The sequence below is a fragment of the Adhaeretor mobilis genome (assembly GCF_007741515.1).
Lineage (GTDB): Bacteria > Planctomycetota > Planctomycetia > Pirellulales > Lacipirellulaceae > Adhaeretor > Adhaeretor mobilis.
In genome coordinates this window covers 4,323,578-4,337,551 of sequence record NZ_CP036263.1, presented here as the reverse complement: position 1 = coordinate 4,337,551, position 13,974 = coordinate 4,323,578, and the positions used below count along the sequence as shown (strand labels likewise).

The window sequence follows — 13,974 nt, the reverse complement described above, 5'->3', positions numbered from 1 at the left end:
AGCTTAGACCATCTGTGGATATCGAGACGGACACGCCCGCCAGCACGTTTGATCCTTACATGCCACCTGAGACGGTGCATGATGAGCTGCGCTTATCAACTGGCGAGATTCGGCCGCATTGGCGAACTTTTGCTAAGGGATTTGCGCGGGAGCAGCAGTCAGAGCTTGCCCGTCGATGGGAACACGCCAACCAGATCGTCCACGAGAACGGCATTACGTACAATGTCTTTGACGAGAAGCCAGAGAACAATCACCCGTGGCAAATTGATCTGCTGCCGTATCTGATCGCGGCCGAAGAATGGGATCGTCTCAGCGCGGGAATTGCCCAGCGGGCGAAGTTGCTGTCGCTAGTGCTTGACGATTTGTACGGCCCGCAACAACTGTTGAAATCCGGCGACTTGCCGCCGGAAATGGTTTACGCACACCCGAACTACCATCACTCATTTCATAAGCTGCCGGTCGGGCCTGAACGCCGACTAATGTTCTTTGGATGCGAAGTTGCGCGTTCACCCGATGGGCGCTGGTGGGCGATGGCCGATCGGGCGGAGGGGCCAGCGGGGGCCGGCTATGCCTTGGAAAATCGCATTGTCATTTCCCGCACCTGGCCGCGACTGATTCACGACTGTCATATCCGACGTTTAGCACCGTTTTTCATGCGGTGGCAGCAAGCCTTGGCAGAACTGTCGCCTCGAGCAACCGAGAACCCACGTATCGTACTGCTTACCGCGGGGTCGACGCAGCCGTTTTACTTTGAGGATGTGTATCTCGCGCGATACCTGGGCTACACGCTTGTCGAAGGAGGCGACCTAGCGGTTCGTGACAATTGCGTATTTATTAAAACTCTCGATGGCTTGGTACAGATCGATGTGATTGTCAGTCGAGTCAACGAGTCGGATCTCGACCCGCTGGAAATTAGAAGCTCTAACCGCAATGGCGCTGCGGGCCTCTTGCAAGCGATTCGCGAAGGCAATGTCGTAGTGGTGAACGCTCCTGGCAGCGGATTTGTTGAGTCGCCAGCCATTATGGCGAAATTGCCGCAGCTTTGTCGCACCGTGTTAAAAACCGAACTAATCTTACCCTCTATCGCCACGTGGTGGTGTGGCGATGAGTCCTCGCAACAGTATGTCCTTGATAACCTAGCCAAGCTGGTGATCAAGCCCGCTTTCGAACCAAGTGGCGGCACCGAGATCTTTGGCGAACATCTTTCCAATTCCGAGCAGCAAGAGCTTGCCGGAAAAATCCGCCAAGCGCCAGCTGATTATGTCGCTCAGGAGACGATCGCCCGCTCGGCATCGCCGGTCTGGAAGTCCGAGGGAATGCAAGTCGGACATGCCGCACTACGAACTTTCGCAATGCGCCATGCCAATCATTACGAAGTCATGCCAGGAGCGTTGGTGCGAGTAGCCTTGTCAGCGGACCCGATGAAGCTGTCAATTTCCGCTGGCGACGGTAGCAAGGATGCTTGGATCGTATCCGAAAAGCCCGTTGAAAAAGTATCGCTACTACCCACGGCTGATGACGTACCCGAGCTGCGCCGAAACTCACCGCAGCTACCTAGTCGCGTGGCAGATAATCTATTTTGGTTGGGCCGGCACCTTGATCGTGCGGAAGTATCGGCCCGGCTACTGCGTGTCGTAATCGACCGCCTCTCGGGCGAGCGCGACGCGGACGAGGTCCCCGAACTTCCGGCGCTTATTCACCTGCTGGCCGAAGGTGGTCAGATCGATCCCGAATATGCTATTGAGGATATGCAAGGTTCCTTGCCCGAAATCGAGCAGCGTCTACCAGCGGCCATTTTCGATTTGACTGAACCACGCAGTTTGCGCAGTATTGTCAACGAAATTGCGAGATTGGCATCCACGGTTCGAGATCGACTTTCCAACGACACGTGGCGCGCAGTGAATCGAATCGACGAGCGTTTCCACCCAGCAAGTCCTCAGGATAAAGTGCCATTAGACGAAGCGCTTAGTCTGCTTAATCAACTGGTCATCGACCTGGCGGTCTGCGGTGGACTTATTAACGACGGCATGGTGCGCGGCCCGGCTTGGCGATTTCTGACTATGGGCCGACGAACTGAGCGGGCACAGCTGACGAGCGGTTTATTGTTGGTACTCCTGCAGCCTCCGCTGCCCTCGTCAAGTGTGCTTGACGCAGTGCTCGACGTGATGGACCTGCAAATGACTTACCGCGCAAGATACCTCGCAGCTATTCGCCCCGCGCCGGTGTTTGATTTGTTATTGGTCGACGAATCAAATCCTCGGTCGCTGCTCTATCAACTGAGCGAACTGCAATCGCTGATCCACCTGCTACCCGCCGACGCCCAGCAGATTGGACTTAGCGATGAGCAAAAGATCGTTTCCGATGTCTTGCATCAACTGCAAATGGTGGACTTGAGCAAAGACATGCCCGAAAACTGGAACACGACCGATGTCGATTCTGTGAACAAAGGTTTGGAGTTTGAACTCAATCTTGTTGAACTCCTGCAGAATCAGCAAGATGCGATGAAAGAGCTGACTGCAGCGATAAGCCGAAAGTATCTAGTGCATTCCGGTACCCCGCGACGTATTCAGGACGAGCTCACACGACCCTGATCGCCACTCCCCATGAATTATAGAGTCACTCACACCACGACCTACAAAACCACGAATCGGGTTTCTGTTTGCCACAATGCTGCCTGGCTTACACCGCGCGATACGGGGCGTCAAAAGGTTTCCAACCACGAAATCACCATCAAACCTGCTCCTTCAATTTATAGTGTCCGCGAAGATGTGTTTGGCAATCACGTGACACATTTTTCACTTAATGAAGGTTATGAACAGCTCGAAGTCAAGGCGACCAGCCAAGTGAGCGTTGCTCCGCTGGCACCGATGCCAACCGATACTACACCTTGGGAGAGCATCGTCAAGCGGATACAGGTGCACAGCACAGTAGCCGATCTTGACGCGTTGCAGTTCAAATTCGATTCGCCTCGCAGCCACTATTCATTAGCGGCTGCGGATTATGCCCGCGAGACTTTTTCGCAGGGTCGACCAGTTTATGAGGCAGTTCTTGAATTGACCTCACGCGTCAATGAGGATTTTACTTATGATCCTAAAGCAACAACGGTTACGACTCCAATAGCTGAGGTGCTAAGAAAACGACGAGGCGTTTGTCAGGATTTCGCCCATGTGCAGATCGCCATGCTGCGCTCCTTGGGGTTAGCTGCACGCTACGTCAGCGGTTACGTCCGCACCTATCCGCCGGCTGGCAAGCCGCGGCTGGTTGGTGCAGATGCGTCGCACGCTTGGTTGTCCGTTTATTGTGGCGATTTAGGTTGGATCGACGTTGATCCAACCAATGACAAACGGGCGGGCGAAGAGCATATCACACTCAGTTGGGGACGCGACTACGGAGATGTCACCCCTCTTAAGGGTATTTACACGGGAGGCGGGAAGCATGCGTTGGATGTTTCCGTCGATGTGGCACCGATCGAGACTGACAGCGAAGTAATCTCAGTAGCTTCCTGAGGTACTGGATTTGGGGCACGATGAATTTTTTCAAGTGCCAATGTGGAGCGGCTCTCTTTTTCCACAACCTTGTGCGATATAATCAATGACGATTACCGAGACCGAATGCGAGACGACGTGTATCGACGTCCACTCACAGCTAATTTACGAAGTGGCGAATGCAGCCGAATTTCAGCTTCAGATCGCGGTGCGACCGTTGTCTCAGCAATCGATCGAATCTGAAAGCGTGAAGATATATCATAATGATCAGCAAATCGATGATTCGCAGTGGAGCGAGGTAGCGATCCCCGCCACTGAGAATCGCTGTTATCGTTTTCGTGCCGAACCAGGCCAATGGCGTATTGATTATGACGCTGCGGTTACCAAGATATCGCAATTACAAGCCGGCTCTCACTGTTTGAGTCCCATCACGAGCCTGCCCGCTGAGGCGTTGCCTTTTCTGAATCCGAGCCGCTATTGCGAGTCAGATCGCTTTTTGCAACTAGCAGAGAATCAATTTGGCGGCCTAAAACGTGACGATTCACTGGTCGAAGCCTTGGAAAATATGGTCTTCAATCGCACCAGTTACACGATGGGTTCTTCCAACGCTCAGACGACCGCCACTGACACCTACTTGAGTACGGAAGGAGTTTGCCGCGACTTCGCCCATTTGCTAATCGTGCTCTGTCGCGCTCTACGTATACCTGCCCGCTACACCTCAGGATATTTAGTCGAGCTCCAGCCGCCCGATTTTCATGCGGCGGTCGAGGTGTTTATTGGCGATCATTGGCAAATTTACGATGCCACCCGCTTAGCCTCGCTCGGCGGCTTCGTCCCGATCGCGATTGGCCTCGATGCTGCCGACGTGGCATTTGCTTCGTTCAGTGGTAAGGTTAACATGCTTAACTGCACAATCTCTGCAGTAGCTCGCACCTCCGCTTAGTTGAGAAGCAGTTACGGTTCAAGAACCAAAACAGGATAAACGGTCTCTGCTGAACAGCTCCACTGCTTCCTAGAACAACTCTTAGTTGGAACCAACCGAATTCTAGTGAGGTAGTCTCGGTTTCAATGCCGCATAACCAAACATGCCCAGCATCGCTCCGCCGAGCGTAAACAGAGCCATCCATTCGCCCGCGCCAACCTGAGCGTAGACGGGACCCGGGCAGGCTCCGGTGATAGCCCAGCCGGCTCCAAATAGCATCCCTCCGATGATGACTCCGGTGTGATACGGCTTGGGCTTGTAGGTGATTGGCTTGCCGTCTACGCTCCTGACGCCAAGACGCTTGATAACCAACATCGAGATCATGGCAACGATAATTGCAAGACTGATAATGAGGTACATGTGGGCTTCACGGAAGAGGAACATATCGTGGATCCGTTGCCAGCTAGCGACTTCTGACTTGACGAATAGAATTCCAAGGTAGGCTCCAATTAGGAGAACGCTGATGTAGCCCCGGATCGACACTCCGTATGGCTTTTCTTCTGGTTTCGATGTTTCGCTCATTAGAATACCCCTTGAGTACGTCGCTTAGAAAATTAGGTGGCCCAGGCCCCACGTTACCGCAAGCCCGCCGACGAAGAAAAATATCGTGGCGACCAGACTCGGCCAGTTGAGATTAGAGATCCCCGTGATCGAGTGCCCGGAAGTGCATCCACCGGCATAGCGCGTTCCGAATCCGATGAGAAAGCCTCCAATAAGCAGCTTGATGCCACCTCTGGGAGTTTTGAAGGACTCCGGGAGAAACTCAACCGGTTCGTTTGACAGGAAGCGAGTCGCAATGAATGCGCCAGCGGCAATGCCTATTGCAAACACAATCGTCCACAGGTTTGCCCTGCGATCGTGCTTACTTAGATATTCCAACTTACTATTAGGAGCACACATGGCGCCTGCCTGTTGCAGGCTGGTCGAGATTCCAAAAGATTTGCCGACAAGAATAAACAGAAGTGGAACCGTCAGGCCAATGAGAATGCCCGAGATCCACCAAGGCCAGGGTTGTATGATCCAATCCATATTACATCTCCCTTGAATTTATCTGGTAGTCTGAATCGAGTTGACCGTCTGTTTGCACATCAGACCGTCTTCCATTTCGTAAATCGTATCGAATACGTCGAGCGCTCGTTGGTCGTGCGTCACGACAATCACGCCTGCACCTTGTTCGTGGGCAACTTGGGCGAACAATTCCATGACTTGACGGCCAAGCTGGCCGTCTAGCGCCGCGGTCGGTTCGTCCGCTAGGATGACACTGGGGTGATTTGCTAAAGCGCGAGCCACGGCAATACGTTGCTGCTGTCCCCCTGAAAGCATCGATGGCAAATTGTCCGCTCGGTCGGCAACGCCAAGATAGTCCATCAGTTCCATCGCTCGCTGCCGAGCGGCCCGCCTTGATTCGCCATTCAGCTGCATCGCAATCTGAATGTTCTCTGCCGCTGACAGGAATGGGATTAGGTTGGATTTTTGGAAGATGAATCCAATGTGCTGACGACGAAATGAACCCAGGTTCGTGTGAGGCGTATCGCCTTCCAGCACCAGCTTGCCGTCGATTGTGATTTTGCCGGAGGACGGCGGGTTGATGAGCCCGACGGCAGTTAGGAAAGTAGATTTTCCAGAGCCGCTTGGACCGAGCAACGCAACGACTTCACCTTGCTTGACGTGCATCGTAGCGTCACGCATGGCAACCACTTCAGTATTGCCACTGCCGTAGATCTTTGTCAGGTTGTCGGCTTCGATGGCATTTGGAGCGCCATTCACTGTCATGTCCATCGTGCTAGCTATGTTCTCCAGGGTCATGCGAGGGCCTCGTTCGGAGAGACCTTCATGGCTTTCCAAATGCCCAGCATGCTGGAAAGCACCGAGATTGCGACAACGATTACGGCCAGTTGCATTAAGTCTTCGTCAGAGAGAATGACACGGCGCGGGAACATCGGGAACAACTGCCCACCAACAAGATATGCAATCCCGAATCCGGCGCCACCGAGAATGAGCGCTTGCTGGAGGATCATTCCGAGGATGACTGTATTAGGGGCACCAATCAATTTGAGAAGTGCGATCGAGTGAATCTTGTCGAGCGTTAAGGTATAGAGGATGAGGGCCATGATGATCGCTGCGATGAGGGTCAAGAGGGCTCGGAAGAGCCCTATCTGACGGCGCACTTTCTCGACGTTGCCTGTTAACAGCAATTCACGTTCGCCCTCTGCAGTGAAAACGGAAACGTCGCCCCAACCAGAGATTGTTTCTTTGATTTGGTTCACTTCAGCTCCCGGTGACAACGTCACCATTACTGCGCTAATCTGGGGTGGACCAATTGCAGGGAGTTGTGAGGTCGGCCTCCAAGCGTTGTCAAGCATCATCGGTTGCTGAATTGCGACCTCAAAGTTTTCGCCGCGGGAGTCTCTTGCTGCCCGCTCGAGTCGCACGGATTCGCCGGCAACGTCAAACTGGATCGCCTGTGCATCGGCGACCGAGAAGAATGCGATGCCGTCGCCGCCTGAGCTGATCATGTTACTGGTGGTTCCCACGACGCAGTACGACTCTTTGCCAAGCCTAATCTGCTCGCCGACTATGAGACCAAGAGTCTCATCAGCGATCATTTCATAGTGTGCTTGCCTGAGTAGTCGCCCAGAGGTCAGCGGCAGCCATTGGCCCTTGTCGGTTGGCCAGCTCAACCCCAGCACAGCCATTCGGAGTGGTCGGCCATCACGCTCTCGTTGGATGGTGTGATACACAAATTCGCGCGACGATTGCACCCCGGGAACCGCGGCAGCTCGATAAACTAAATTGGATGGAACGCGGGATTGCTCGGCAAAGGGGCCGCGCGTGTCACGTTGGACAATCCATAGATCAGCCCCAACACGGTCGATGAGCAGCGTTGCGTCTTCGACAATACCCCGATAAATGCCGCCCATCCCCATGACAACCATGAGCAACATGCCGATACCGACTGCTGTCAATGCGAAGCGACCGAGACTGCGTCGAATATCTTTGGTAGCGAGATTCAAGGTGACACGACCCTTCGCCCGTCGGTCAAAACGGCCGTCGGTTGCTCGGGACTGATAACCAAGTCTCCTGCCGCAAGCCCTTCCAGTACTTCCGCTGCATCCCGACCGCGCACTCCGAGGCTGACGGGACGCCATTTGGCAACTCCATCGAGATTGATGAATACGCCCTCAACATCCTTGCGTCTAACAATTGCGCTGGGTGGCAATAGCAGCACATCGTCCTTATTTGTAATCTGGATGTAGGCCTCCGCACGTTGCCCGACCGCCCAGTTTGTGGGGAGTTCAAGCACACGCACATCGACGATGAACTCGCGAGTCTCTCGATCTGCTTCTTTCCCGATGCGAGCAATTTGGCCGGGATAGGTCTTTGCGGGCTCAGAGCGGAACACAACTCTTGCAGGCTGATCCATCTGCAGACGTGCCATTTCTGTTTCGTCAACCCAGGCACTGATCCACAGATCATCGGTCGAGATCAACGTTAGGATATCACTGCCAGGAACCACGACATCACCTGGTTCTCGATTCCTACCAACGATCAGTCCTTCGTACGGGGCATGGATGTGTGTGTCATGCAATATTGTGCGGTGGTACTCTAGTGTCTTTTCTGCTGCCACCAGTTCTTTCTGACCTTCGGTGATAGCCGCCACTGCTCTTGAATTGCCCGCCGCAGCGACAGTGAGGGACTCTACCGCTCTGTCCACGACTTCGCCGCTCACGGCGTTTTGACTTACCAGAGACTGGGTCCTGTCGTGATTTTTCTTCGCTTGGTCATGGATCGCTGCGGCGCGATTCTTGTCCGCAGTCAGGAGAACAATCGCAGCGGTGGCGGCATCCACATTGGCCTCCGCAATTGCAACTTGCCGGTTAAGTTCCTCATCGTCAAGTCGGACGAGCAGCTCGCCCGTTTCTACTCGGTCTCCTTGATCGGCGAGCACTTCTACAATACGACCGGAGATTTTGGGACTGATTGTTGTTTGGACACGTGCTTCCAAGGTTCCCGTGCCCATCACTTCGGCAACGATCATCCCACGCTCAACCCTATGCGAAACGACGGGCACCGGTGCGAACTTTATCCAGTACATGACGCCGCCAGCTATCAACAGCACAGCAATCACCTTCAGTGAGCGCCAATGCCATTGTTTCGTCCGCTTCTGGACATTGCTCATTTGCTTAAACCTTACGCTTGTGGTTAAGCTTGACTCGGTGTCGGCATGTGCTTGGAAATATACGCAGGCTCGCCCATACGTTCGAGTAGATCGAGTTGAAGTTCCAGCCAGCTCATGTGCTGCTCCTCGTCTAACGCGATTCGCTCAAAGAGCGTCCGAGTACCAATGTCACTGTCTTCTGACGCCTGTACGGATGCTTTCGTGTAGAACTCGATTGCTTCTTTCTCGTCCGCAAGGTCCGACTCGAACATCTCCTTCAGCGACGCAGCACGAAGAGGTGTTCTCGCCATAGTCAGTTCAGGCGAGCCATTCAGGAAAAGAATTCTCGTCATGAATTCATCGGAGTGTCCCAGTTCTTCCGTCATCTCTTCTCGCATCTGGGTTGCCAGCAAGCTCAGACCCCAGTCATCAAGGACTCCGGCATGCAGTTGATACTGGTGCATTGCAGTTAGTTCCATGCTGAGAGCGGTTTGTAAGTTCTCTGTTGACTTGTTAGTTGCCATTTTGATTCATTCCTCTTCTTGGTTGGGCATTTTAAAAAAAAACATGCTTTCGATCTAAATACTATCAATTGCTAATTAAGTATTAAGCAGATTGCCTGACTTTTGAACAAGTTGATAGCCACCGCTTAGATTTGCGGCGTCAAAACCTTTTCGTTGGAGCAGTCGGGTCGCCATGTATCCACGTTGGCCAACTTGACAGTATGAGATGATCCTACAGTCTTTGGGTAGCTCCGAAATCCGATTACGAAGTGCTTCCAGTGGAATATTCTGCGCATTATTCAGATGCCCATTGGCAAACTCTTGCTCCGTGCGAACATCCAGCAGGACATGCTCTCCTGACTCTGACTCTGTAGTCAGTTCACTCAAGTGAACGTGAGGATGATCTCCGCGAAGCAGGCCTGACGCAACGAACCCAGCCATGTTGACCGCGTCTTTTGCCGAGCCATATTGGGGTGCGTAACAGAGTTCCGCTTCTTCTAAATCGTAGACGGTCATCCCCGCGTGCATCGCCATCGCGATCACATCAATGCGCTTGTCGACTCCGTTCGTACCGACAGCCTGAGCACCCCAGATTCGGCCGACGTCGGGATCGAACAAGAGCTTCAGTGTCATTTGAGTCGCGCCCGGATAGTATCCTGCATGATCGTTGGGATGGATGTAGATTTTTTCGTAAGGACGGCTGTCTCGCCGCAAAAGTTTCTCACTGTGGCCGGTCATGGCGGCGGTTTTTCCGAAAATTCCGACAACCGCTGTTCCTTGCGTGCCGCGATACCTTGAATTTCGGCCGAAGATGTGGTCGGCGGCTATACGGCCCTGCCGATTGGCTGGTCCTGCCAAAGGAATCTGTGTTGGTTCGCTCGTCACGAAGTCTTTCACTTGTGCAACATCGCCCACAGCGTAAATGTTTGGATCGCTGGTCTGTAGGAAATCGTTAGTGACGATACCGCCACGTGGACCACACTCGATTCCGGCGTCGAGCGCCAACTTGCTTTCAGGCCGTACACCGATACAGACAGCTGCGAAGTCTGCCCGCAATTCTTCACCTGACTTTAGTTTCACCGTCAGCTTACCATCGGACGTAGAGCATTCTGCGAAGGCCTCAGCCGAATCTCCCAATCGTAAAGTAACGCCCTGATCACGCAAGTGCGCTTCGAGTGGACGAACCATCTCCTCGTCCCATGGTGGGAGAATTTGATTGGCTAGTTCGACCACGGTGACATCAATCCCCCGACGCACTAAGTTTTCCGCGACTTCGATTCCAATGAATCCGGCTCCCACGATCACGGCCCGACGGCAATTGCCAGATGTGACGTGTTCGTGCATGCGATCGACATCCGCCAAGTCTCTTAGTCCCAAGACGTTTGGACCTTCAATGCCGGGAATCGGGGGCCGCAACGGGGATGCCCCGGTAGAAACAATCAGACGGTCGTACGTCTCGTCGTAGACTTCGCCTGATTCCAGATTCTTCACGGCTACCGACTTACCCGTGCGGTCTATCGCAGTGACTTCTTGTCGAGTCCGCACATCCAGGGCGTGCCTTTGTCGCAGGTGCGCAGCAGGAGCTACTAGTAACTTGTCTCGCGATTCAATCTGACCACCGACATAGTAAGGCAGACCGCAGTTGGCATACGACGGTTCGGCGCCGCGCTCAATGAGGATGATTTCAGCATCTTCGTCTAGTCGCCGCGCGCGGGCCGCCGCGGAAGCGCCACCAGCTACGGCACCGACAATCACTATTTTCATCATTCTAGTCCCTTCTTTGGCCGTTCATCGTCGGCACGACTGTTCCTTCGAGAATGGCATTTTTATTCTGGATGTCAGAACGCGGATTCACCGCGTAGCTAGCTGGAAGTCCGATCTTGACGCAAACTCTGGTTAGCACCCACGTGCGGAGCACATACCACTCGACTAAAATCGCGGTAACTCTCGTATCTCTAGCTCTGCCTTACCTTGGTTTTTGCCAGGAGAGCTTAAGCCTCACAAGGAATGAATTCGGCTGCGGTACTCACAGGTAGCCCGGCTTCCTTCCACTCAGCAATACCGCCGCTCATATCGATCACAGCAACGCCTGCTGCTTGAAGAAGACTGGCGGCAATCGCCGACCTGGCAGAACTTTGGCACTGCGTGACGAATGTCTTTCCATCACGCAGCGAGTCTACTTCGTCGGGTAAGCGTCCGAGAAAATGATGCTCGGCGCACGGGATGTGACCAGCGCTCCATTCTGTATCCGAGCGCACGTCGATGAGCGTTACGTCGCCCGTCCTGATCCGCTGTGCTAGTTCATTCGGAGTACTGCGCTGGAAACTCTCGGATGCCAATCCTGCCTCTCGAACTTGCGACGCATTGAAGTTGCCACGAATATCGTCGAGTCCGATCTTGCGTAATACACGAGTTGCTTCGGCAAGCTGTTCAGGGTTGGCGATCAAGTAGACAGGCTTTGAGTAATCAACGACCCAGCCTGCCCAGCCGGCAAGCATTGAAGTTGGAATGTTGATGCTCCCCGGTACATGGCCATCTGCAAATTGGCTCGATGGCGATAAATCAATGACCGTAGCGGAATCCAGAGCTGAGTTTAGCTCACTAATTGGTCGTGACTCGGGCAGTCCTTTGTCACCGATGATTGCCGGCCCTTCCTTGTTAACACGTTTCATCACCGCAAAGTACTTCGGAGCTTCCGGTTGATCCGACAGGATGTACACGACGAATTTATCCTCCTCAGTGAACTGCAGTGCTGGGTTGAATAACTTTTCATAGCCAACTGTAGACGATGGAATCGCACCGAGCCCTTTCCCGCATGCACTACCGGCACCGTGAGCTGGCCAGACTTGTAGGAAATCGGGAAGCTGCTTGAATTTCGCTACTGAGCGGAATAAATCACGAGCACCCGGTTCTGCTGTATTCTCCAGCCCGGCTGCCTCTTCGAGTAGGTCAGGCCGTCCGATAGACCCCACGAATACGAAGTCGCCCGTAAAAATGCCCATGGGTTTGTCAGCGCTCCCGCCCTGATCGGTCAGTAGAAACGAAATGCTTTCCGGCGTATGGCCCGGCGTATGCAGGACATCAAGCTTGATATTCCCAATCATGAACGAGTCGCCGTCCTTGAGCAGTTGGTGGTCGTACTGGTTGGCAAACTGATACTTCCATTCTACAGGACCTTCGTCCGACACGTACAGCTTCGCGCCAATGCGGTCCGCCAGCTCCCGAGCGCCAGACACATAGTCGGCGTGAATGTGCGTCTCCGCAACCGCGATCAGCTTGAGACCTTCGCGGTCGGCCATTTGCAGATACTGATCGATGTCACGCCCGGGATCGACAACGACTGCTAACTTAGCTCGTTGGCAGCCCACCATGTAGGAAGCGTGTGCAAGGGATTCGTCATAAAAGTATTTGAGTAACATCTTTCGGTCTCCATTGGTTTAAAAAACAATCGTTTTGGCGATCACGAAAACAGCTACTAGCACGACCGCAGACGCGAATACTCTCTGCAAAGTAGCCCCATTGAGCCTTGTAGCGACTAAGCCACCGAGCCAAATACCCACCAAGCCCCCCACGAGAAACAGAATCGTCGTATCGAGTGACAACTCTCTTCCAGCCAATAAATAAGACGTGACTCCACTGATACTGATGAGAAAGATCACCAGGAGCGACGTTCCTACCGCTCGATGAATCTCCATGCCGCTAAACAACACAAGGGCAGGTACAATAATGAAGCCCCCGCCAACTCCAAACAACCCCGACAAGATACCAGTCAATAAACCAACAAGTACCAACAATCGGGCACACTTTGAGGTCACTTGAAGCGTGCCGTCCACACTACGCTTACACGCCGAACTATCCTCTCCGGCCTGGCTCTCCATAATACCGATCTCGGTCGCAAGAACGCTGGTCGCCAACTGCGGATCGCGTGTCTTTGCCCACATCCGCCACGCCACAATCAGCATCAAGCAACCAAACATTACCAATAGCACCGTCTCTGAAAACAGCGACGTGAGGTACGTGCCGATTGGTGCGCCGATCATCCCTGCGATGGCAAACATTAGCCCGGTAGGCAGCTCCACTTCACCTCGCCACAAACGAGGCGCGACGCCTATGAGGGCGGTACCACCGACCGACGCCAAGGAAATGCCAACCGCCTCCCTGGGTGCGACCGACAGTCCGTACACCAATAAGGGAACTGCGAAAACTCCGCCGCCTCCGCCGGTCAGTCCCAGCGCGAATCCAACTCCGCATCCAAAGAGTACAGCTAGACCGAACATGATCCATCCTTGACCTGATTCCACGGCATCTTTGCAATTAGCATGCCCATTGCGCAACTATCGGTGATGCCAGCAAACATTAGTCCTGCGCCGACGAATGCCGGTATGCCGGCAAAAAACACATTGCCTGTGATAATGGCGGCTAGGGCGCCAACTAGCACGAGAAATCCGGCAGCTATTCTTACTTGCCGTTCGAGCGACATCGTTTTCTTGCCGCGCACGACCGGCAGCCCCGCCGCGAGCCAAGCCTCCGTGCCCCCTTCGAGGTTTATTACGTTTGTGAATCCAGCGTCGATAAACTTCTGCTGCGCCTTCGCACCACGTGTACCGCCTTTGCAGATCACGTAGAGCGGTTCATCGGCCGATCTGTTGCGTCCTTGCATTACGACGTGCGGATCAAGCGAATCAAGCGGAACGTTTCGTGCAACTGCGGCACGAACTTCGCGAAATTCCACCGACGTTCGAACATCGATGATATCCGCATCGCCTTGCTTATTGTTTTCGGCGAGTTGCCGCACGGAGATGGTTCTGTTTTTGCTCATGATTGCCTCGTCATCTCGAAGTATGG

The 13,974-nt window shown here is 53.7% G+C and carries 13 protein-coding genes; 3 read left to right on the top strand and 10 right to left on the bottom strand.

All coding sequences use genetic code 11. From position 1 onward, the window contains the following. The first annotated feature begins 14 nt into the window (after positions 1-14). The 3 genes from HG15A2_RS17115 (at position 15) to HG15A2_RS17105 (ending at position 4,428) form a co-directional block, all read left to right on the top strand. On the top strand, positions 15-2,591 hold the full coding sequence (locus HG15A2_RS17115) for a circularly permuted type 2 ATP-grasp protein (RefSeq protein ID WP_145061668.1): 2,577 nt from the start codon (positions 15-17) through the stop codon (positions 2,589-2,591). Between the two features lie 12 nt (positions 2,592-2,603). Next, positions 2,604-3,506, top strand: a complete 903-nt coding sequence (locus tag HG15A2_RS17110) for a transglutaminase family protein (RefSeq protein ID WP_145061666.1) — start codon at positions 2,604-2,606, stop codon at positions 3,504-3,506. A gap of 85 nt (positions 3,507-3,591) precedes the next feature. After that, positions 3,592-4,428: a transglutaminase-like domain-containing protein gene (locus tag HG15A2_RS17105; protein WP_145061664.1), complete on the top strand. Its 837-nt coding sequence runs from the start codon at positions 3,592-3,594 to the stop codon at positions 4,426-4,428. 102 nt (positions 4,429-4,530) lie between these two features. Here HG15A2_RS17105 and HG15A2_RS17100 read toward each other — a convergent pair whose 3' ends face one another. The 10 genes from HG15A2_RS17100 to HG15A2_RS17055 form a co-directional block, all read right to left on the bottom strand. Continuing rightward, on the bottom strand, positions 4,531-4,989 hold the full coding sequence (locus tag HG15A2_RS17100; RefSeq protein WP_145061663.1) for a DUF6691 family protein: 459 nt from the start codon (positions 4,987-4,989) through the stop codon (positions 4,531-4,533). 24 nt (positions 4,990-5,013) lie between these two features. After that, the gene (locus HG15A2_RS17095) at positions 5,014-5,496 is read right to left on the bottom strand and encodes a YeeE/YedE family protein (protein WP_145061661.1); all 483 of its coding nucleotides are present in this window, start codon (positions 5,494-5,496) and stop codon (positions 5,014-5,016) included. 18 nt (positions 5,497-5,514) lie between these two features. Beyond that, positions 5,515-6,273 carry an ABC transporter ATP-binding protein gene (locus HG15A2_RS17090; RefSeq protein WP_246117771.1) on the bottom strand — a complete coding sequence of 253 codons (759 nt, stop codon included), beginning with the start codon at positions 6,271-6,273 and terminating at the stop codon, positions 5,515-5,517. Further along, positions 6,270-7,481, bottom strand: a complete 1,212-nt coding sequence (locus HG15A2_RS17085; protein ID WP_145061659.1) for an ABC transporter permease — start codon at positions 7,479-7,481, stop codon at positions 6,270-6,272. Before HG15A2_RS17085 ends, HG15A2_RS17090 begins: the two co-directional genes overlap by 4 nt. Continuing rightward, complete coding sequence (locus HG15A2_RS17080) at positions 7,478-8,647, bottom strand: efflux RND transporter periplasmic adaptor subunit (RefSeq protein ID WP_145061657.1); 1,170 nt, start codon at positions 8,645-8,647, stop codon at positions 7,478-7,480. Before HG15A2_RS17080 ends, HG15A2_RS17085 begins: the two co-directional genes overlap by 4 nt. A gap of 23 nt (positions 8,648-8,670) precedes the next feature. Further along, on the bottom strand, positions 8,671-9,150 hold the full coding sequence (locus HG15A2_RS17075) for a bacterioferritin (RefSeq protein WP_145061655.1): 480 nt from the start codon (positions 9,148-9,150) through the stop codon (positions 8,671-8,673). 75 nt (positions 9,151-9,225) lie between these two features. Further along, entirely contained in the window at positions 9,226-10,896 is a 1,671-nt protein-coding gene (locus tag HG15A2_RS17070; protein ID WP_246117770.1) for an FAD-dependent oxidoreductase, read from the bottom strand. A gap of 224 nt (positions 10,897-11,120) precedes the next feature. After that, positions 11,121-12,548 carry an MBL fold metallo-hydrolase gene (locus HG15A2_RS17065; protein ID WP_145061650.1) on the bottom strand — a complete coding sequence of 476 codons (1,428 nt, stop codon included), beginning with the start codon at positions 12,546-12,548 and terminating at the stop codon, positions 11,121-11,123. 18 nt (positions 12,549-12,566) lie between these two features. Further along, positions 12,567-13,406 (bottom strand): sulfite exporter TauE/SafE family protein, encoded by an 840-nt coding sequence (locus HG15A2_RS17060; protein WP_145061648.1) that lies wholly within the window; start codon positions 13,404-13,406, stop codon positions 12,567-12,569. Further along, positions 13,394-13,948: a rhodanese-like domain-containing protein gene (locus HG15A2_RS17055; protein WP_145061646.1), complete on the bottom strand. Its 555-nt coding sequence runs from the start codon at positions 13,946-13,948 to the stop codon at positions 13,394-13,396. Before HG15A2_RS17055 ends, HG15A2_RS17060 begins: the two co-directional genes overlap by 13 nt. Between the last annotated feature and the right edge of the window lie 26 nt (positions 13,949-13,974).